The 20,371-nt window shown below is 67.4% G+C and carries 22 protein-coding genes; 12 read left to right on the top strand and 10 right to left on the bottom strand.

Features of this window, described 5'->3' with window-relative positions; genetic code table 11:
* Positions 1-56: 56 nt before the first annotated feature.
* Positions 57-1,295, bottom strand: a complete 1,239-nt coding sequence (gene mshC, locus NS1_RS02480; protein WP_062981127.1) for a cysteine--1-D-myo-inosityl 2-amino-2-deoxy-alpha-D-glucopyranoside ligase — start codon at positions 1,293-1,295, stop codon at positions 57-59.
* Positions 1,296-1,590: 295 nt separating this feature from the next.
* Here mshC and NS1_RS02475 point away from each other — a divergent pair, with 295 nt between their 5' ends.
* Entirely contained in the window at positions 1,591-2,013 is a 423-nt protein-coding gene (locus NS1_RS02475) for a helix-turn-helix domain-containing protein (protein WP_062981125.1), read from the top strand.
* A complete protein-coding gene (locus tag NS1_RS02470) occupies positions 2,010-2,852 on the top strand; it encodes an alpha/beta fold hydrolase (RefSeq protein WP_062981123.1) in 843 nt (280 codons plus the stop codon). Before NS1_RS02475 ends, NS1_RS02470 begins: the two co-directional genes overlap by 4 nt.
* 49 nt (positions 2,853-2,901) lie before the next feature.
* Here NS1_RS02470 and NS1_RS02465 read toward each other — a convergent pair whose 3' ends face one another.
* From NS1_RS02465 to NS1_RS02440, 6 genes are all read right to left on the bottom strand, one after another.
* On the bottom strand, positions 2,902-3,159 hold the full coding sequence (locus NS1_RS02465) for a hypothetical protein (protein ID WP_062981121.1): 258 nt from the start codon (positions 3,157-3,159) through the stop codon (positions 2,902-2,904).
* Positions 3,160-3,271: 112 nt separating this feature from the next.
* Positions 3,272-3,823, bottom strand: a complete 552-nt coding sequence (locus tag NS1_RS02460) for a dihydrofolate reductase family protein (RefSeq protein WP_062981119.1) — start codon at positions 3,821-3,823, stop codon at positions 3,272-3,274.
* A gap of 52 nt (positions 3,824-3,875) precedes the next feature.
* Complete coding sequence (locus NS1_RS02455; RefSeq protein WP_062981117.1) at positions 3,876-4,673, bottom strand: SCO1664 family protein; 798 nt, start codon at positions 4,671-4,673, stop codon at positions 3,876-3,878.
* A 7-nt stretch (positions 4,674-4,680) separates the two neighbouring features.
* Positions 4,681-5,268, bottom strand: coding sequence for a DUF3090 domain-containing protein (locus NS1_RS02450; protein ID WP_056820470.1), 588 nt, complete (start codon positions 5,266-5,268; stop codon positions 4,681-4,683).
* 49 nt (positions 5,269-5,317) lie between these two features.
* Positions 5,318-6,034, bottom strand: a complete 717-nt coding sequence (locus tag NS1_RS02445; protein WP_062981114.1) for a histidine phosphatase family protein — start codon at positions 6,032-6,034, stop codon at positions 5,318-5,320.
* Between the two features lie 101 nt (positions 6,035-6,135).
* Entirely contained in the window at positions 6,136-7,077 is a 942-nt protein-coding gene (locus NS1_RS02440) for an undecaprenyl-diphosphate phosphatase (RefSeq protein WP_174562614.1), read from the bottom strand.
* A gap of 228 nt (positions 7,078-7,305) precedes the next feature.
* On the opposite strand from NS1_RS02440, the gene NS1_RS02435 reads away from it, so the two are divergent.
* The 10 genes from NS1_RS02435 to NS1_RS02390 all read left to right on the top strand — a co-directional run bounded on the left by NS1_RS02435 (position 7,306) and on the right by NS1_RS02390 (position 16,861).
* Positions 7,306-8,283: an aldo/keto reductase gene (locus NS1_RS02435; RefSeq protein WP_056819960.1), complete on the top strand. Its 978-nt coding sequence runs from the start codon at positions 7,306-7,308 to the stop codon at positions 8,281-8,283.
* Positions 8,284-8,300: 17 nt separating this feature from the next.
* A complete protein-coding gene (locus NS1_RS02430; protein ID WP_157125068.1) occupies positions 8,301-9,314 on the top strand; it encodes a heme/hemin ABC transporter substrate-binding protein in 1,014 nt (337 codons plus the stop codon).
* Positions 9,311-10,432 carry a FecCD family ABC transporter permease gene (locus tag NS1_RS02425; RefSeq protein ID WP_174562613.1) on the top strand — a complete coding sequence of 374 codons (1,122 nt, stop codon included), beginning with the start codon at positions 9,311-9,313 and terminating at the stop codon, positions 10,430-10,432. Before NS1_RS02430 ends, NS1_RS02425 begins: the two co-directional genes overlap by 4 nt.
* Positions 10,429-11,307 carry a heme ABC transporter ATP-binding protein gene (locus tag NS1_RS02420; protein ID WP_062981111.1) on the top strand — a complete coding sequence of 293 codons (879 nt, stop codon included), beginning with the start codon at positions 10,429-10,431 and terminating at the stop codon, positions 11,305-11,307. Before NS1_RS02425 ends, NS1_RS02420 begins: the two co-directional genes overlap by 4 nt.
* Before the next feature lie 283 nt (positions 11,308-11,590).
* Positions 11,591-13,378, top strand: a complete 1,788-nt coding sequence (locus tag NS1_RS02415; RefSeq protein WP_062981109.1) for an FAD-binding dehydrogenase — start codon at positions 11,591-11,593, stop codon at positions 13,376-13,378.
* Between the two features lie 91 nt (positions 13,379-13,469).
* Positions 13,470-13,652, top strand: coding sequence for a DUF6011 domain-containing protein (locus NS1_RS02410; RefSeq protein ID WP_062981107.1), 183 nt, complete (start codon positions 13,470-13,472; stop codon positions 13,650-13,652).
* A gap of 180 nt (positions 13,653-13,832) precedes the next feature.
* Positions 13,833-14,165, top strand: a complete 333-nt coding sequence (locus NS1_RS02405; RefSeq protein ID WP_062981105.1) for a VOC family protein — start codon at positions 13,833-13,835, stop codon at positions 14,163-14,165.
* Between the two features lie 81 nt (positions 14,166-14,246).
* A complete protein-coding gene (locus NS1_RS02400; protein WP_062981102.1) occupies positions 14,247-14,822 on the top strand; it encodes a TetR/AcrR family transcriptional regulator in 576 nt (191 codons plus the stop codon).
* A 68-nt stretch (positions 14,823-14,890) separates the two neighbouring features.
* Entirely contained in the window at positions 14,891-15,679 is a 789-nt protein-coding gene (locus NS1_RS02395; protein ID WP_062981100.1) for an oxidoreductase, read from the top strand.
* An 87-nt stretch (positions 15,680-15,766) separates the two neighbouring features.
* Positions 15,767-16,861: an asparaginase gene (locus NS1_RS02390; RefSeq protein ID WP_062981098.1), complete on the top strand. Its 1,095-nt coding sequence runs from the start codon at positions 15,767-15,769 to the stop codon at positions 16,859-16,861.
* Positions 16,862-16,884: 23 nt separating this feature from the next.
* Here the strand turns inward: NS1_RS02390 and NS1_RS02385 are convergent, their stop codons facing one another.
* The 3 genes from NS1_RS02385 to NS1_RS02380 all read right to left on the bottom strand — a co-directional run bounded on the left by NS1_RS02385 (position 16,885) and on the right by NS1_RS02380 (position 20,352).
* Positions 16,885-17,946: a CorA family divalent cation transporter gene (locus NS1_RS02385; protein ID WP_084503366.1), complete on the bottom strand. Its 1,062-nt coding sequence runs from the start codon at positions 17,944-17,946 to the stop codon at positions 16,885-16,887.
* Positions 17,930-18,139, bottom strand: coding sequence for a hypothetical protein (locus tag NS1_RS42245; RefSeq protein WP_307618686.1), 210 nt, complete (start codon positions 18,137-18,139; stop codon positions 17,930-17,932). Before NS1_RS42245 ends, NS1_RS02385 begins: the two co-directional genes overlap by 17 nt.
* Before the next feature lie 134 nt (positions 18,140-18,273).
* On the bottom strand, positions 18,274-20,352 hold the full coding sequence (locus tag NS1_RS02380; protein WP_255284376.1) for an MMPL family transporter: 2,079 nt from the start codon (positions 20,350-20,352) through the stop codon (positions 18,274-18,276).
* Positions 20,353-20,371: the final 19 nt, after the last annotated feature.

Below are 20,371 nucleotides of genomic sequence, written 5' to 3'. Positions count from 1 at the left end.
GCGGCTGATCACAAGTCGACGCAGCTCGAGCGGCGCCGCGGTGAGCGGCGACGGCGTCAGAGACTGATACCCAGCAGTGCGTCGACGGCGGTGCGGACCAGGGTGGGGGCTTCGGTGTCGGTACCGCCGTAGGCGATGGCCTGTTCGGCCCAGTTGTCGATCGTGTCGAGGGCTTTCGGGGTGTCGAGGTCGTCGGCCAAGTGCTGACGCAACCGGGCGATGGTGTCGGTGGCCGAGGGGCCCGCGGTCAGCGACACCGCTTCACGCCAACGTTCGAGACGGCGCTGGGCGGCAGTGAGGACCTCGTCGGTCCACATGCGGTCGGAGCGGTAATGCCCAGCGAGCAGGCCGAGCCGGATCGCTCCGGGGTCGACCCCGGAGCGGCGCAGCGTCGACACGAGCACCAGGTTGCCTTTGGACTTCGACATCTTCTCACCGTCGAGGCCGATCAGCCCGGCGTGCACGTAGTGGCGGGCGAAACGGCGGGCGCCGGTGATCGCCTCGGCGTGCGCGGCGGAGTATTCGTGGTGCGGGTACATCAGGTCCGAGCCGCCGCCCTGGATGTCGAACTCGGCGCCGATGCGGTTGAGCGCGATCGCCGCACACTCGATGTGCCAGCCGGGGCGGCCCGCCCCGAAGGGCGCCTGCCACGACGGCTCGCCGGTGCGTTCGGCCCGCCACAGCAGGGCGTCGATGGTGTCTCTTTTGCCCGCCCGGTCGGGGTCGCCGCCGCGTTCGGCGAACAGCGTCTCCATCGTCGCGCGGTCGTACCCGGATTCGTAGCCGAACTGCTCGGTGGCGTCGGTGCGGAAGTAGATGTCGGGGTACTCGGCGTCGTCGACGATGTAGGCGGCGCCGGCGGCGAGCAGCTTCTGCACCAGCTCCACCACCTCCTCGACCGATTCGATGGCGCCGATGTAGTGCCGCGGCGGCAGTACCTGCAGGGCGGTCATGTCCTCGCGGAACAGGTCGATCTCGCGGCTGCCGAGGTCGCGCCAGTCGATGCCGTCGCGGTCGGCGCGTTCGAACAGCGGGTCGTCGACGTCGGTGACGTTCTGCACGTAGTGCACGTCGTGGCCCGCGTCGCGCAAGATCCGATTGACCAGGTCGAACGTCAGATAGGTCGCCGCGTGACCCAGGTGGGTGGCGTCATAGGGGGTGATGCCGCAGACGTACATCTTCGCGGTCTCGCCGGGGGTGACCGGACGGATCTGACGATCGGCGGTGTCGTACAAACGCAACGGCGGCCCTGTTCCGGGGACGGTCGGCAGGGAGATATCGGACCAGGACTGCATGTCTTCGAGGGTAGAGCCCCCGCGGATGTGCTCGGCTCGCGGCCCGGCCCATGGGGTTGCTCGCGGTGTCGCGGCACGGCCCGCTACCTGCACACAAACGTGTTGTGGCGCCCGCGTCAAGGTTTGCGCTCAGGCAGATCCCCTGGTCACAGGGGTAACGGGTCGAATCGGGCGTCTCGTGCCCATTGTGCGTTCCGGCCTGGGTGAACGGTTGCCATCGCGATCATTGTCACAGTCCGAAACTACCTGAACTTCCCTATTGATACTTATCTGCACGTTCGTTTACGGTCGTTTTATGACGGATCGTCTCTATTCGGTCGAGCGGGTTGCCGAACTTCTCGGACTACATGTCCGCACGGTGCGCAGCTATGTGCGCGACGGCAAACTGCCCGCCGCCCGCATCGGCAAGCAGTACCGCATCACCCACGAGGACCTCGAGGCGTTCACCGGGCTGCCGATCACCACGCCGCAGACAGCGCCGCGCCGCCATGCCGAGTCCTCCTGCATCGTCGATATCGACGACATCGACCGCGCCACCGTCGACCGCATCACCACTCTGCTCACCGCGACCGCCGGAACCCGAGGTGCGGGCGGTCAGCGCATGCGCGTGGAAACCAGCTACGACCCGGCCCGCCATCGCCTCAAAGTGATCCTGCTCGGCAGCCTCGCCGACAGTTCCCGCCTCCTCGACTACCTGGACGGAATCCTCAGCTCATGATCTACAAATCCGACGAAGGGCGAGAGCTCATCCACCGGCGCTACCGCGAGCACCTCGACGCCTGGCCGGTCCCGCGCGAGGAACGGCGGATCGACACCGAGGCAGGCGAAACCTTCGTCGTGGTCTCCGGACCCGTCGACGCACCGCCGCTGCTGGTGCTGCACGGCTCAGGAGCCAATGCGAGCACCTGGCGCGCCGACATCGCCGACTGGTCGAGAAGTTTCCGCGTGTACGCGGTGGATCTGCCCGGCGAACCAGGATTCAGCGCCCCTACCCGGCTGCCACTGGACACCGACGCGACCGCGAGCTGGCTCGACGAGGTGATCGACGCACTCGGCCTCGACACCGTGGCGCTGGTCGGCATGTCACTCGGTGGCTGGACCGCACTCGATTTCGTGCTGCGCAGGCCGGGTCGGGTCACCATTCTGGTGCTGCTGTGCCCCGGTGGACTGGGCAAGCATCGCTACGGCTGGCTGGTGAAGGCGATCGGCCTGCGGATGATCGGCAGGCACAGCGCACGCGACATGGCCCGCGCCGGTCTGGGTCTCGACGGTCCGGAAGCGGACCCGATCATCGACGACATCGAGCTGACATTCGCCCATTTCGTGCCGCGCCCAGTCAATGTGCCTATTTTCCGCGACGAACAACTACGCAAGGTGGACATCCCGGTCCTGGTAATCGTCGGCGAACGCGATGCCCTGTTCGATTCGGCGCGTACCGCCGAACGCGCCCGCGGTGCCTTCACGCGAGGCGAGGTGCGTGTGCTGCCCGGCGTCGGACACGCCTTACTGAATCAGACTGCGGCGGTGAGCGAATTCGTGCTGACACACGCAGGATGAGCTTCGGTGCCACCGCTCCCCGACGTGCGGCGACACCGAACAGATCACATCAGAGTTCGCGGCACTGCATCTGCGCCGCGTCCGGGCCGAGCTGCTGCGTCGCGTAGTACGCCGCACCAACCTCGTTGCCCGCCTTCACCGTAACGTCGGGCAGCGGCGCGCCGACCTGGTTGGTGGAGGAACACACGTAGGTCTTCTCAGCCCACCACCCGGCGGGGAACGCCTGCGCGGGCGCGGCAACAGCAGCGGCAGCACCGGTGAGCAGCAACGCGGCAGCGGAGGCGGTAACGATAGAACGGGTCGACATAGGTTTCCTCAGATCTCACGGGGACAACGAAAGTGCTTGGAGCACACTAGCACCGGGGCTGACCAGGCAACAGAGCCCCGGCAACCCCAAAAACCTCGGTGGTGGCGCCGGCTCAGTCGACCAGGTAGCGCAGCAGCACCGCGGTCTCGAAGCGCCTGGTCTCGACCAGGCGGAGCCTGATGCGCTTGTCCAGCAACGGAAACATCGGTGTGCCGCCGCCGAGCACCACGGGCGAGACGCACACCTGATACTCGTCGATGAGACCGTGTGGCATCAGCGAGGCCGCCAGGCTCGCGCCGCCGACCTCCATGACGCCGTCACCGCCTGCCTTGAGCCTGCGGACCTCCTCGACCGCGTTCTCACTGACCAGGGTGCTGTTCCACTCGACCTCGGTGAGCGTGCGGGAGAAGACGACCTTGGGCTTGTTCGTCCAGAACTCGCCGAATTCGCGCTGGATGGGCGGTGCGTCCTCGGGCACGTGCGGCCAGTACTCGGCCATCAGCTCATACAGCCGACGACCGTTCAACGCGACTTCGAGCCCGCCGAACCTGTCGTTGTGGAACTGGTGCAGCTCCTCGTCCGGATCGGTCCAGTCGATGCGGCCCTCGCGGTCGTTGACGTAGCCGTCCAGGGATACGCCGAATCCGTAGATCAGTTTCCTCATGACCGTGTAGACCTCCTACGCGCTCGAAACTCACCGGTGTGCGGACGTGTTGTCAGAAAGCGGGCCAGGGAATCGGTCGCGAGGAATTGGGCACCGGCATCACCGGGTGTTCGAGTAGGGCTTTCGCGCGTTCGGTGAGCGCGGTGATCTCGGCGTCGGTGATGTGGACGGCCAGCGAATCAGCGACGGCGCCGGGCAGATTCGCGGCGAAGGTGGAGATATCGGTGATCAGCGACTCGTGCACCGGGCGCCCCGCCCAACCCCACAGCACGGTGCGCAGCTTCGGTTCGGTGTGCAGGCAGATGCCGTGGTCGACGCCGTAGACCTGACCGTCGATACCTTCCAGCGCGTGCCCGCCTTTGCGATCGGCGTTGTTGAGCAACAGATCCAGCACCGCCATCCGTTGCAGCCGCGGATCGTCGGCGTGGATGAGTGAGACCTCGTTGCCCTGCTCGTCGAGGGCGCGCAGTACCTCACAGAATCCCTCGGGCACGGTTCCGGGTGTACACAGGTCGACCAGGTCCAGGCGCTGATGGGCGTCGGTGCGGTTGTCGACCGAGGTGACCCAGCGTTGCACCATGCCCGGCCCCAAAGGCCCGTCGCGCAGCACCGTTTCGGGGATCACACCCCAGCCGAGGTGCTCGGAGATCAGATACGACGCGACTTCACGCCCGGCCAGGGTGCCGTCGGGGAAGTCCCACAGCGGCCGTTCACCGCGTACCGGCTTGTACACCACCCGCAGCGGGGCACCGTCGGGTTCGGGTGCGGCGATCTCACAGACCAGCGTGAGATTGCTGGCCACGCCGATCCGGCCGACGATGTCGAGATCCCCTTCGGTGAGCACCGGCACGCCGAGATCACTCCTCTTCGAGTTCGGCGGCGCCGAAGATCTCGCCGCGCTTGTACCCGTTGGTGCGCACACACATGTGCCCGCGCGAGGACAGCGGTTCCCCGCACAGCGGGCACGGTGGGCGCCCTGCCGCGATCACCCGCGCCGACCGCAACGCGAACTCCCGCGCCTGGATGGGGGTCAGGAACACACGCACCGCGTCGGGTCCTTCGTCGGTGTCGTCGAGCACCACCGATTCGTCGACCTCGGTCTCGGTGATCGCGAGCAACTCCACCACCACGGCGTTGGCGTCGGAATCCCAGCCCAGACCCATGGTGCCGACCCGGAATTCGGTGTCGATGGGGGTGACCAGCGGCGCGACATCGCGCACGTCCTCACCTTCGGGCGGCACCTCGGCGCCGAAGCGGCGCGCTACCTCGTCGAGCAGCAGACCCATCCGGTCGGCGAGCACTTTCACCTGCTGCTTCTCGAGCAGCACACTCACCACCAACGGCTCCTGCACAGCCTGCAGGTAGAACGAACGATCGCCCGGTTCACCGACGGTCCCGGCGACGAAACGATCGGGGGTGCGAAATACATGGATTGCGCGTGACACATGCACCTCCTGATACGTGACCCTGATCGACACTCACGAACACACTCCTCTAAGGAGAATCGCGGTGCCCCGCATTCCCATTATCCGCGTCAGCGGCCGTCGGCACCTCTCCACCGGGTGTCGGTGTCGTCGGTGCGGCCGCGGCCAGCGCGGAAAGATCGGCGCCGGTGTCGTTGAACTTCCACACCGACGGCCCGTGCGTGCCGTAGCGGACGACGCTGATCGAGGCCGGTTCCACCGCGATCCGCTGAAAGCTGTCCAGATGCAGGCCCAGAGCGTCGGCCAGGATCGATTTGATGACGTCGCCGTGCGCGCACGCCACCCACAGCACATCCCGGCCCGCCTTCTCGGCCAGTGTGCGTTCGATATCGCGGACTCCGGCGACCGCACGCTGCTGGACCTGGGCCAGGCCTTCCCCGCCGGGGAACACCGCGCCCGAGGCGTGACCCTGCACGACCCGCCACAGCGGTTCGTTGAGGAGTTCGGCAATCGGGCGCCCGGTCCAGTCGCCGTAGTCGACCTCGATGAGTCGTTCGTCGTGCTCGGGTTCGAGACCGAGTTTCTCGGCCAGCGGCGCCACGGTGCGCTGACAGCGCAACAGCGGTGAGCTGGCGATGTGTTCGATCGGCAGCATCGCGAGCCGGTCGGCCACCGCGGCGGCCTGTTCGGTGCCGCGCTCGGTGAGTTCGACGCCGGGTGCGCGCCCCGCGAGGGTGCGCGCGGTGTTGGAGGTCGACACACCGTGCCGGAGCAGGATCACCGTCATGGGACCAGCCTAATGGGCGCAGTCGCGAAGCGGTCGTCGGTCATTTCGCGCATGGCCGGAGCGAATGCGGAGGTACGCCTAACCATGGGTCGATCTCGGGATCAGGTCGCGGAGACGACGCCGGTGGCCAGCAGGCCCAGCAACGTGACGCCGAGGATGATCCGGTAGCCGACGAACCAGTAGAACGAATGCTTGCCGACGAACTTCAGCAACCACGCCACCGAGGCGTATCCGACGACGAACGCCACGACTGTGGCGACCAGCAGCTGCGGCCCACTGGCATTGAGGCCCTCACCGGCCGGTTCGAACGCGTCGGGCAGGCTGAACAGGCCCGATGCGGTCACCGCGGGGATGGCCAGCAGGAACGAGAACCGCACGGCCGCTTCACGCTCGAGGCCGAGGAACAGACCCGCGGTCGAGGTAGCGCCGGAGCGGGAGACGCCGGGGACCAACGCCAGACACTGCGCCAGACCCATCACGATGCCGTCTTTGGTCGTGAGTTGGCTGAGGGGCCGAGCCTTGCTGCCGAAATGCTCACCCGCGGCGATCACGAGCGCGAACGCGACCAGCATGAACGACACCAACCACAGGTTGCGCGCCCCGGTGCGGATCTCGTCCTTGAACAGGAAGCCCAACACCCCGATCGGGATGGTGGCGATGATCACGTACCAGCCGATGCGGTAGTCGAGTTCGCGCTGGGTGTCGCGTTCGTGGGCGTCGCGGGCACTGCGGTCCATCACCGGCAGTTTCGTGGTGACCCGGTCTCCCACCGCGACCTCGCGTTGGGACCGTTCGCTCCACCGCATCCCGAGTGTGGTGAACCAGGCTACGACGATGCGCTGGATGTCCTTGGCGAAATACACCAGCACCGCTGCCTCGGTGCCGAGCTGGGTGACCGCGGTGAACGACGCGCCCGCGTCGTCGCCGAAGAACACGCCCGACACGATGCGCAGGTGCGCCGAGGACGAGATCGGCAGGAACTCGGTGAGTCCCTGCACTAGTCCGAGTACCAATGCCTGGAACCAGGTCATCGCCTCGCCCACCACGTCCTCCTGCTGACTCGCGCCCGAAAGACCGCGTCCTCCTGGGCTTTTGCTACATGTCCGGCCGTAACGGCCACGGTCTCGCAGCGACCCTACCTGTCGACGCCCTCGGTCGTCGCCCGCCGGTCGCCGAGATCGGGTTCTGCCGCGCCGCGGCACGGGTCGCCGAGTGAGGTTGCGCAGGCGCGCACATTAGGCTGTCGCCGTGACGAATGCGCGGGCGCGGTGATGGAGCAGCGAACGGTGGGACGCAGCGGACTTCGGGTGTCGCGAATCGGGTTGGCGACCCATACCTGGGGGACACATACCGATGCCGACGAGGCATCGGTGCAGTTGGCGGCGTTCACCGAGGCCGGTGGCACGCTCGTTGACATCTCTCCCGTCTACGGCGAGGGGGCGGCGCAGCGGATCCTGGCGGATCTGCTCGGCGACTTGGTCTCGCGTGACGAATTGGTCCTCAGTGGCAGCGCGGGTGTGGTGATGCATGCACCCGGCGCCGGGGTCGGCGACTCGGTGCCCGCGCCCGCGGCGGTGGGCCCGGTGGTCGACTCGTCGCGGCGCACCCTGCTCAAACAACTCGACCGCACCCTGCTCGAACTGGGCACCGACCATCTCGACATCTGGAGCATCGCCGCCTGGGATCCGTACACGCCGCTCGACGAGGTCGCGGCCACCCTCGACACCGCGGTGCGGACCGGCCGTACCCGGTACGCGGGTGTGCGCGGGTTCGCGGCGTGGCAGTTGGCCAGTCTGGCCGCGATCGCGCCGATCACGGCCGCGCAGACGCCGTACTCGCTGCTCGCGCGTGGTACCGAGAACGATGTGATCCCCGCCGCTCGCCATCACGGGGTGGGCGTCATCGCGTCGGCGCCGTTGGCCGGTGGGATCCTGACCGGCAAGTATCGCGACGGTGTTCCCGCGGATTCGCGGGGCGCCGACGAGGCGACCGCGGCCGAGATCCGGCGCAGGCTCGACGACGATCGCGCGACCAGAGTGGTCGACGCGCTGGTCACCGCCGCCGACGGGCTCGGTACGTCGCCGTTGGCGGTGGCGCTGGCCTGGATCCGTGATCGGCCCGGCATCACGAGCATGATCGTGGGTGCCCGCGATATCGGTCAGCTCACTGGAGTGCTGGCCGCCGAAACCCTGGAGTTGCCGCGCGCGATCGCGGCGGCATTGGACGATGTGAGCGCCCGTTCCGAATGATGGCTAGCCTTACCTACATGAAACTGCGTGGTGTGCTGACGGCGATGCTCGCGGCGACGGTACTGACCGGCGTCGTCGCTTGCACCGCGAGCAATCCTGCATCGACTGCCGATTCCGGTGGACCGGTGACGGCTCAGCTCGCTGACCTGGACCCCGTCCCGATCGGGCCCGCACCGACACCGCGGTTGCCGGTGACGGTGAAGTCCTATGACGGCAGCGACGTGACGATCGCCGATACCTCGCGCATCATCGCCGTCGACCGGTACGGCACCCTCGCCCAAACCGTGTGGGCACTGGGTCTGGGCGCGAACCTCGTCGGCCGCAGCACCTCCGCCTCGTTCCCCGCCATCGCGGCCGTGCCCAATGTGGCAGGCGGCAACGGCAGCCTCAGCATCGAAGCGGTCCTGAATCTGCGCCCGTCGGTGTTCCTCACTGATACGACCAGCGCCGCCCCCGCCGTGCGTGAGCAGTTGCGGGCCGCCGGGGTGACCGTGGTCTACTTCGACCCCGATCGCAGCATGGCCGGTGTCGTCCCGCAGATCGAGTCGGTGGCCACCGCACTGGGTGTTCCCGAGGCGGGCAAGCAACTCGGCGCGCGCACCGCCGACGAGATCGCGGCCGCGACAGCTCGCGTGCCGAAGCAGGATCCGCAGCCCACGATCGCCTTCCTCTACCTGCGCAGCGCCGCGATCACCATGATGGCCGGCCGCGGGTCGGGAGCCGATTCGCTGATCACCGCGATCGGCGGCGTCGACGCGGGCACCGCCTCCGGGGTGAACGAGCCGTTCGTGTCCATCACCAGCGAGGCGATGATCGCCGCCGCCCCCGATGTGCTGCTGGTGATGTCGGACGGGCTGAAATCGGTGGGTGGCCTCGACGGGCTGGAGAAGGTGCCCGGCATCGCCCAGACGCCGGCGGGCCGCAACCGGCGCGTGGTCGACATGTCCGACGCGGTGATACTCAGCTTCGGCCCCAATACCGGCCGCGTCGTCTCGGCGCTGTCCGATGCCGTCTACGGCAAATCGGCATGAGCGATGCGCCCGACCTGACCAAGTCTGCGGACGCCCCGCGGATCACCGACGCCACCCCCGATCCCCTGCCGCCCACGACGCACCGGGGCACGCGCGTGACAGTCGTGTTCGCTGTCGCGTTGCTCGCCCTGATCGTGCTGGCCGTGGTCTCGGCCGTGCTCGGACAGGTCCCCACGACGGCCGCCGAGGTGCTGGGCAGTGTGGCCCACCGGATCGGCCTCGATATCGGGCCGATGCCCGCGCATCCGGCCGGTGAGGTGACGCTGTGGGAGGTGCGGTTCCCCCGGGTGGCCCTGGCCGTCCTGGTCGGAGCTTCGTTGGCGACAGCGGGCGCCCTGCTGCAGGGGGTGTTCGCCAATCCGCTCGCCGAACCCGGCGTGATCGGGGTATCGGCGGGTGCCGCGGTCGGGGCGGGCACCGTCATCGTGGTCGGTGGCGCGTTCGTCGCCTCGTGGTCGATCGCGGCCGCGGCCTTCGTCGCGGGATTGATCACCACCGCGCTGGTCTATGTGCTGTCGAGGTCGGGTGGGCGCACCGAGGTGGTCACCTTGATCCTCACCGGTGTCGCGATCAACGCCTTCGCCGGCGGGTTGATCGCGTTGCTGTTGTTCGTCGCCAGCCCCGCCGCCCGGGATCAGATCGTGTTCTGGCAGCTCGGCAGCCTCAACGGCGCCACCTGGCAGTCGGTGGCGGTGGTGGCGGTGCTGGCGTCGGTCGGCATCCTGGCCGCGATCCTCATCGCACCAAGGCTCGATCTGCTCGCACTCGGCGATTCCGCGGCCCGCCACCTCGGCGTCGACGTGGAACGGTTGCGCAGGCAGGTGATCGTGGTGGTCGCCGTGCTCACCGCGGCAGGGGTCGCGTTCAGCGGCATCATCTTGTTCGTGGGGTTGATCGTGCCGCACCTGGTACGCATGATGGTCGGCCCCGGCCACCGGGTGCTCGTGCCGCTCAGCGCGATCGTGGGCGCGGTGATGCTGCTCGGCGCCGACGTCGTGGCCCGCACACTGGTCCACAACGCCGACCTGCCACTGGGCATGCTCACCTCCCTGATCGGCGGCCCGTTCTTCTTCTGGCTGCTGCGCCGCACCCGCGCCCGAGCAGGAGGCTGGGGATGACCGAGATCGACACCGCCGACACCGCACTGCACCGCCGAGCCTCCTGGCGTTCGCTGTTCGCGCGAACCCCTGACGTGCCCGCCCGCCCCGAACTCGGCGCCGTCACCCTGCGTGCCGGCGGGCTCACCGTCCGTCGCGGCACGCGTACCGTCCTCGAAGCTGTCGACTTCCAAGTCGCGGCAGGAGAGATCGTCGCGCTCGTCGGCCCGAACGGTGCGGGCAAGTCCAGCCTGCTCGCCGCCCTCGCCGGGGAGCTCGAACCCAGCGCGGGCACCGTGAAACTCGAAGGCCACGCGCTCTCGCACTGGACCCCGGCCGACATGGCCCGCCGCCGCGCGGTCCTGCCCCAATCCCACGCCGTCGGATTCCCTTTCACCGCCCGCGAGGTCGTCGCCATGGGCCGTGCTCCGTGGCTGCACACCCCTGCCGCCGACAACGACGACGCACTCGTCACCGCGGCACTGGCCGCGACCGATGTCACCCACCTCGCCACGCGCGTCTTCCCGTCACTGTCGGGCGGCGAGCGCGCCCGTGTAGCCCTGGCTCGTGTCCTGGCCCAGGACACCGCCACCCTGTTGCTGGACGAACCGACCGCTGCCCTCGACCTCGGCCATCAGGAGGCCGTCCTTCGCCTGGCCGCCACCCGCGCCGCCGAAGGCGCCGCCGTGGTCGTCGTCGTCCACGACCTCGGCGTGGCCGCCGCCTACGCCGACCGCGTCACCGTCTTGGACGCGGGCCGCGTCGCCGCCGACGGCCACCCCCGCGAGATCCTCACCCGCGAACTGCTCACCACCGTCTACCAGCACCCCGTCGACGTCTTCGATCACCCGACCACCGGCGCCCAACTCGTCCTGCCCGACCGCGGCCGCAACTGACGCACCCCCTGATCGAGCGCGGCCGCCACAGGAGAAGGGCGGTGTCCTCACCTGACCGACTGCAACGGTCGAAGCTGCACACGCGGGTTCTGCACCGGACCACGGTCGCCGGGCGGTTCGTGCCCGGTCGGCAAGCGCACCCGGTAGCGACAGTGAACTTCCACAGTCGCGAGCCGAGGGCAACAAAGATTGCGGCGTGTCTCCTACTCTCGGTCGCGGCGCCACCCCGTTCGAACAGTTGCTCGGGCTGCTACAAATCTTATTGTCCCGCAGAGGAATTGACATGCCGCCTGCACAGCAGAGCTTGACCGGCCTGAGCCGCCGCCGACTGCTGGCAACCGCCGCCGCGGCTACCACACTCAGCGCACTGAGCCTGGGCCGCGCGTCCGCCGGACCGGCGGACGATGCCGACGTCATCGTCGTCGGTGCCGGCCTGGCCGGGCTGGTGGCGACGTCGGAGCTGGTCGCCGCCGGTCGGCGCGTACTGCTGGTGGATCAAGAGCCCGAGACCGGTCTCGGCGGTCAGGCGTTCTGGTCGCTGGGCGGGTTGTTCTTCATCGACTCCCCCGAACAGCGGATCGCCGGGGTCTGGGACTCGCTCGAATTGGCGCGACACGACTGGTTCAACACCGCCGGCTTCGACCGCGGGCCCGACGACCCGCTCGGCGAAGACTACTGGGGCACACGCTGGGCCGAGGCCTACCTGCAGTTCGCGGCCGGGGAGAAGCAATCATGGCTGGCCGGGCTCGGGATGCGCTGGGTCCCTTATGTGGGGTGGGCCGAGCGCGGCGACAGGAGTCCGAACGGACCGGGCAATTCGGTCCCGCGTTTCCATCTGACCCTGGGGACCGGTCCCGGTGTCATGGAACCGTTCGAGAAACTCGTGCGCGACGCGCAGTCCCGCAGCGCGGTCTCGTTCCGGTTCCGCCATCAGGTCGACGGACTCGTCACCACCGGCAATGCCGTCACCGGCGTCCACGGCAGCGTGCTCGAACCCAGCGACGCGGCCCGCGGCACACCCAGTTCCCGCACCGAGATCGGCGAGTTCGAGCTGCACGCCCCGATGGTGATCGTCACCTCCGGCGGCATCGGCGCCAACCACGATCTCGTCCGCCGCAACTGGCCGACCCGCCTCGGCGCACCGCCGGCCCGCATGATCACCGGCGTACCCGCCCACGTCGACGGCCGCATGCTCGCGATCAGCGAAGCGGCCGGCGCCCGGCTGGTCAACCGGGACCGCATGTGGCACTACACCGAAGGGCTCACCAACCACACGCCTATATGGCCCGACCACGGCATTCGCGTGCTCGCCTCACCCTCCTCGATGTGGTTCGATGCCACCGGCCGCCGCTTCCCCTCCCCCGGTATCCCCAGCTACGACACACTCGGCACGCTCGAACTGATCATGCGATCGGGCTACGACTACTCCTGGTTCGTACTGAACAAAAGGATCATCGACAAAGAGTTCGTGCTCTCCGGATCCGAACAGAATCCCGAACTCACCCGCAAAGACATCCCCGGCTACCTCCTCAGCCGCCTGACCAACAGCACACCCCTGCCGACCCAAGCCTTCATCGACCACGGCCCGGACTTCGTGACCGCCAACGCATTGCCAGAGCTCGTCGCGGGCATGAACCGGCTCACCGGCTCGGACCTGATCAACGTCGACGACCTGCACGCGCAGATCTCCCTGCGCGACGAGCAGGTCGACAACCCGAACAGCACCGACCCCCAGATCGTCGGCATCAGAAATTCGCTGGCCTACATCGGCGATGCCCTGGTCCGCACCACCCCGCTGCATCGAATTCTCGACCCCGCAGCCGGTCCCCTCATCGCGATCCGGATGAACATCCTCACCCGAAAAACCCTCGGCGGCTTGCAAACCGATCTCTCCGGCCGCGTTCTCGACGCCACCGGCAATCCCATCACCGGGCTCTACGCCGCGGGCGAGGTCGCGGGCTTCGGTGGCGGCGGTGTCCACGGCTACCGCGCCCTGGAAGGCACCTTTCTCGGCGGCTGCCTGTTCTCCGGCAGGCAAACCGGCCGCGCAGCCGCCCAGGAAAGCGCGTGATCCGACGCTCCCAACCAACCGGCGGCGGGAATTGTCGGTGCCTCGTGCGACGGTAGGTCAACGAATTGCTTACCGGCCGAAGGAGAACGACGTGGCCGATTCCGATGACCGACCCGAGGTAAGGCTGGTCGCTCACTGCCGCCGCTGCCGCGGCTGGCTGCTGTCGGCGAAGTCGATCGCCGAGGGCATCGGCCCCACCTGCGCGATACGCGAACGATCCGAGCAACGCGCCGCGGCCGCGAACGAGTTGACGCTGTTCGACTTAGCGGCCTGAGAGCCGGTCGCCGCGGGGAGAACACTGCTCGACACGCGGATTCGGCGCCGGCCGACGGCCGTGCGCGCCTGAGTAGGCTGAGCGCCGAGGTCATTCGTCCATCGCGGTCACCGTCGCCGGCGACGATCGGTCCACTCGTCGTATGCGAACGTGGCTCGCTCCCATCGCAGAGGAGATCCGATGAGCCCCACCATCGCCAGCGTCGTCATCCCCGTGTCCGATCTGGCAGCGACGAAAGCTGTCTACACCACCCTGTACGGCACACCCCACACCGACGAGGCCTACTACGTCGGCTGGGCAGTGGGCGATGTCCAGATCGGCCTCGACCCCAGCGGTGACGTCGCGGAAGGCCCGGTCGCCTACGCCGGAGTCGATGATGTCGACAAGGCCAGGGCCGCGGCGATCGCCGCGGGCGCGACCGAACGAACCGCCCCGCGCGAAGTCAGCCCCGGCAGCCGCATCTGCGTTCTGGAAGACACCGACGGCAACCCTTTCGGCATCATCGGCAAGTAGCTCACGAGATCGTGGCCATCGTTGCCACGGTCTGTCGCCCGAATTGTTGACCTAAAGGTTTAAAAAATCTATGGTCGAGACATGGCCAGGCCTCAGAACTTCGACACCGACACGGTCCTGGACCGTGCGATGGACCAGTTCTGGACTTACGGCTACGCCAATACCTCCCCCGCGCAGCTCGCCGAGGCCACCGGCATCGGAAAAGGCAGCCTGTACAACACCTTCGGCAGCAAACGCGCCCTGTTCGACCTCGTTCTCGACCGCTACGGCCGATTCGGGGTGGCCATGGCCGAGGACTACATGTCCCGCCCGGGTACCACCCGCGAGTGCCTGCGCGAATACCTGCGCGCCGCAGTCGATCTGGACATGGCCTCCCCGACCCGACGCGGCTGTCTCGCCGTCAACACCGCCACAGAACTCGGCGGCCACGACGCGGCGGCCACGGCGACACTGCGCGACATCGAACAGCGCATCGTCGCCACCCTGGCCGCCCGTATCGACCAGGGCCGCCGCGACGGTGACGTCGATCGCGACGTCGACCCGAATTCGATCGCGGCCCTGCTGTTCACCACCAGCGCGGGCCTGCGCCTCATGGCGAAGACCAACGATGCCGCCCAGCTCTACCGTCTCATCGACGTAGCACTGACGACTTTCTGAATGCCCCACCCCACAACCCCTTTCCGCATGCCCTAATTATTGACCTGTAGTTCAAGAAAGGTACGAGCATGGATCTCGAACTCACCGGAAAAACCGCCGTCGTCACCGGAGCCTCGCGCGGTATCGGTCTCGCCGTCGCCGAAATCCTCGCCACGGAGGGCGTGCGCGTCGTCGGCGCCGCTCGCACGATCACCCCCGAGCTCGACAAGGTCGCGGCCGCGACAGTTGCCGCCGATCTCAGCACCGCACAGGGCGTGACCACCGTCATCGACACCGCACTCGAGGAACTCGGCGGCATCGACATCCTGGTCAACAATGTCGGCGGCGGTGACCCGGATCGACTCACCTTGGCCGGGTTCCTCGACACCACCGACGAGCAGTGGCTGCACTATCTGGATCTCAACCTGTTCAGCGCGATCCGGTTCTCTCGCGCGGCGTTGCCGAGCCTGCTCGAACGTCGCGGCACCATCATCAACGTCTCCTCCATCAACGCGCACCTGCCCGCGGTGGGCCCCGTCGGCTACAGCGAAGCCAAAGCGGCCCTCACCTCCCTCGGCAAACGCCTCAGCGAGGAGTTCGGACCTCAGGGCGTACGGGTCAACACTGTCTCCCCTGGCCCCGTAGGCACCCGGATCTGGCGCGACGAACACCGCATCGGCGCGAAACTAGCTGCCGCCCAGGGTATTTCGCACGAGCAATTGCTCGAGGCGCTGCCCGGCCAGTTCGACATCGCCTCGCGCCGGATCTCCGAACCCGACGAGGTCGCCGCGCTGGTCGCCTTCCTCGCCTCGGCCAAGGCCGCCAACATCCTCGGCGCCGACATGGTGATCGACGGCGGTGTCCTCAAGACGATCTGAGCCATCGCGCGCAGTACCTCGGTATCGGAGCGAGGTACTGCGTGAGAGTGATGTGGTCGTGTACCAGCGGTTCGTAGCGTGAGTCGCATGCCCACAGTCTCGAAAGTCGCCGCCACGATCGCTCTCGCCGGAACGGTCGCCGGTGTCGGAATCGGTGTCAGCTCGGCGGATTTCGCACCGGCGGGACCGGCGCCGCGGGTGGCGGTGATCGGTCTCGGCGGCACCATCGCGGGAACCTCCGATCGGCGCACCGATCTGGAAACCTATCGGCCCGGCACGCGGCCGATCGCCGAACTCGTCGACTCCTTGCGTCCCGAGATCGGTGAGATCGCCGCCGTGTCGACCGAGGACTTCGGGCAGAAGGGATCCGGCGACTACACCGTCACCGACCTCTACGAACTGGCGCGCCTGGTGGAAAGCCGCCTGCGAGATCATGATTCGGTCGTGGTGAGCACCGGTTCGGCCACCATGGAAGAGCTGAGCTACTTCCTCGACCTCACCGTGCGCAGCACGAAGCCGGTGGTCGTGACCGGTGCGATGCGACCGTGGACCGCGATCGGCAGCGACGGGCCGGTCAACCTGTACAACGCGATCCGCCTCGCGGCGAGCAACCGGACCACCTGTTTCGGCACGGTCATCGCCCTCAACGACCAGATCCTGCCAGCCCGCGACGCCACCAAATCCGACTCGACCCGCGTGCACACCTTCACCACCCGCGAATACGGCGACCTCGGCACCATCGACCAGGCCGGAATCCGGCTGCAACGCGCCCCCGCCCGCGTCCAACGCTGCGACGACCCCGCCCGCTGGCTGACCCCGTTCGACCTGACCACGATCAACCGCGACACCCTCCCACGCGTCGACATCGCCCACAGCTACCTCGACGCGCCCGCCGAGTCCGTCTCCGCGGCCGTCGACGCGGGCGCCAAGGGCATCGTGTTCGCGGGCACTCCCTCGCCGAAACAGGCGAGCGCCGCCATGGCGACCAAGGGCGTGGCCCTGGTCGCCACCAACGCCTACGGTTCCGGCGCGATCACCGTCGACCCCGCGATGGGTGTGGTCAGCGGCGGTGACCTCGCGCCCAAGAAGGCACGCCTGCTGCTCCTGCTGGCACTGGCCAGAACCGCCGAGCACGACCAGATCGTGGCCTGGTTCCGCGATTACGGCAATCAGCAGTTCTGAAGCCCGAAGTTGTCCCGCGGCGGCTAGGGAGGAGGCTCGCTCAGTCGGTTGAGGCCGAGTCGTCGCACCATTCGATGGATGAGCGACAATGACAACGCGACGCTGCCCAGCGGCACCAGCACGGCCAGCAGGATGAAGCTCCATAGCGTGGTTTGCGCGTGAGAGGTGAGGATCGTGAAGTTCATTCCGAAGTAGCCTGTGATGAACGAGAGCGGGAGGAAGACAGTCGCGACAATCGTGAGTCCGTTGATCACCACCGCTTGTCGGCCCGCGACCGAGGCGGAGTAATGGCTCAGTGCGTCCTTCGCCTCCTCACGGATTTCTCGAGCGTTCTCCTTCATGCGAGTGACGCGCTTGCGGTGCTGCTCGAGGTGCGCATGGGAGTCAGGGCGCATGCCGGGTAGCCCGTCCAGGTCCGCCGCGATGTCCTCGAGATCGTGCGAGTACCACCCGAACTCCTGGATGCCATCGGTGAGGACGCCCAGCATGTTGACCAGCTCGTCGTGAACTTCTGGCGCGCCGCCTTGGAGCATCTCCAACTGCACCTCGCCGAGGCGGTCGTCGATGGCCAGCAGTAGCGGCTTGAAGCTGTCGATCAAAGAATCCAGGATCAGAAACAACAAGTGTGGGCCTAATTCTCGCCCGTCCTGGTCCTGTTCGGCGTCAATACTTCTGAGGGCCCGACCCAGCGGCTCACAGGCACTCGCGTGAACGGTCAGCAGGAACCGATCCGTCAGGACCATATTCAGGTAGCTGGCGCCCTGCGACGCACGCCAATCGGTGCCGGTGACCCACCGAAGCGACACCACGACGGCGGTCTCGGTCGGGGCGAACCATGATCGCGGTCTACCGTGCGCGACGATGTCCACGAGCTCGGCAGGAAGCTGGAGAGCCCGGCAGAAGTCCGACAGATCCTCGTTTCCCAGGGCCTCGAGGTCGAGCCAGAATGGCGTGTCCGTCGAGAAATGCCGGGCGACGTCGTCCGGAGTCGCTACGCCGTCATGACCTTGCGCATCGACCAAACGAGCGACAGCTGACGACGCAGAACGGTGCGGTGACCTGGACGGATCATTCGGGCTTGCCATCTCTGCTCCTCGAATCGAGCTGCGCGGCTATGCCGAGCCACGTCTGTCGTACACATTTCCGGCGACGAGGCGTGCATACCGGACCTCGAGCAGCGGCTTCTGCGCGAACTCGCGCAGTGCGGTGCGGTGCGGTAACCCTTGACCACTCGACGGGACCCGGGAGGGTCTCGTCTAAATCGTTGACATTTAACACCAACCGGCGATCCGGTGCAGCGAACCACACCGTAGTTCGACAGTTGCGCTTCGAGTGAGGGCCCTTCTCCTCAGACAGCTACCGGCCGCTACAGCTCCGCGAGCCGACACCGTTCGGCGCGCAGGTCGAATCCGCTATTTCCAGATTATTTTCAGCAGGGCCGGGGTGAGCACCATCCGGATGATCGTGGCGTCGATGATCAGCGCCACGATCATCCCGTAGGCGATGTATTTCATCAGCACCAGATCCGAGAACCCGAACGCCCCGGTCACCACGATCAGGATCGCGGCCGCCGAGGTGATCACCCCACCGGTGTGGGCGACGCCGTAGCGGATCGACTCCTCGGCCTCGGCGCCGGCGGCCCGTTTCTCGGCGATGCGCGACAGCAGGAACACCTCGTAGTCGGTGGACAACCCGAAGATCACCGTCACGATCAACGCCACCACCGCGAACATCAATGGTCCCGGTGTGAACTGGAATGTCCCTGCCCCATGGCCTTCGACGAAGATCCAGGTCAGCACGCCCAGGGTCGAGACCAAACTGAGCGCGCTCATCGCGACGGCCTTCACCGCCAGGATCACCGACCGGAACGCCACGATCATCAGCGCCAACGCCGCCGCGATCAGGATCGCCAACAGCAGCGGCAGCCCGTCGATCAACCCGTTGATGCTGTCGCGTTCGAGCGCGGGGATACCCGCGACCATCACCTGCACGCCCGGTGGCGTGGGCAACGAACGCAGCGCGTCGATCACCTGGTCGGCGTCACGTTTGTCGCCGAGCCCGGCGGAGAGCACATTGACGTTGTCCTTGGTCGCCGCCGCCGGTTCGAACCGTCCGGTCAGCCCGGGAACCTGATTGGCCTCGAAGCGGATATCGCTGAGTTGCTGGGGCGAGGCGCCGACCACGATCAGCTTCAACGGTTCGGTGCGGAACCCGGGAAACAGGTGGTCGAAGTCTTCCTGGGCCACCCGCGCCGGATTGTCGGCGGCCAGATATTTCTCGCTGATCCCACCGAACTCGATGTGGCGCAACGGAATACTCAGTGCCAGCAGGCCGAGCACGATCGGGATGACCACCGCCCACGGCCTGCGCATCGCCCACTGTGCCAGCCGGGAGAAGAACCCGGCATCGATCTGGGCTTCGGTCTTGCTGCGTGAGAAGCGTTTCCAGCCCAGCCAGTCGATCTTGTGTCCGGCGATGCTCAAGGCGGCGGGCAGGGCGGTCACCGACAACAGCGCCGCCAGCATCACCGCGGAGATGCCGCCGTAGGGCACCGACCGCAGGACCCCGTTGGGGAAGATGAACAGCGCACCGAGGCTCGAGGCGATGATTGCCGCGGAGAACAGCACGGTGCGCCCCGCGGTGGCGACGGTCCGTGCGGTCGCGTCCTCCACGGAGCGACCGGCCGCCAGTTCCTCCCGGAACCGGGTCACCGTGAACAGCCCGTAGTCGATCGCAAGGCCGAGCGCGACCAACGTCATCACCGCGCTGGCGAACACGTTGACCTCGATCTGGGCGGTGAGTACCCGCAGGATCCCGGAGGTGCCCAGGATGGTGAGTCCGCCGATCAGCACCGGCAGCAGTGCGCCGATCACCCCGCCGAACACGAAGTACAGCAGGATGGCCACGATCGGCAAGGCGATGATCTCGGCGCGCTTGATGTCGTGCTGCATCCCGATATTGATGCCCTCGACCACCGGCTGCAGCCCCGCCAGCTGCACCGTCGTGCCACCGGGCCCGGCGCCGGGTACACCGGCGTTCAGGTGTGGTTTCAACGCGAGATAGTTGTTGACCGTCGCGGTCCCGCCGCCGCCTGCCAGCCCGATGCTGGCGAACGCGTGCTGTTTGGTCGGGTCGGAGGCATTCGCCGAGAACGGGCTGTCCCAGTAGCTGTCGATCTTGTGGATCCGCTCGCCGTACTGCTTGCGCAGGTCGGCCAGTGCCGCTGTCACCGGGCCGCGCACGGCGGGATCGTCGACGGTGGTGCCGGGTGGGGCGGTGTAAATGACGATCAGGTCGCCGTCGGTATCGCGCCCGAAGGTGTCGTCGGCCAGCTTCGACGCCGCCACCGACTGGCTCGACTCGTCGAACCAGCCCTCCTGGGTGTAGCGGTCGGCCAGGTCACGCCCGAACCACCCCGAGGCGAGCACGGTGATCACGAAGAAGCCGAGCACGAGGAACCGGTGGCGGTAGACGAACCTGCCCCACCGCACGGATCGAGATTCGCGCATC

It is taken from the genome of Nocardia salmonicida NBRC 13393 (assembly GCF_001613085.1).
Taxonomy (GTDB): Bacteria; Actinomycetota; Actinomycetes; order Mycobacteriales; family Mycobacteriaceae; genus Nocardia; species Nocardia salmonicida.
The sequence above is the reverse complement of the archived record's forward strand: the minus strand, read 5'-3'. Positions and strand labels throughout refer to the sequence as shown.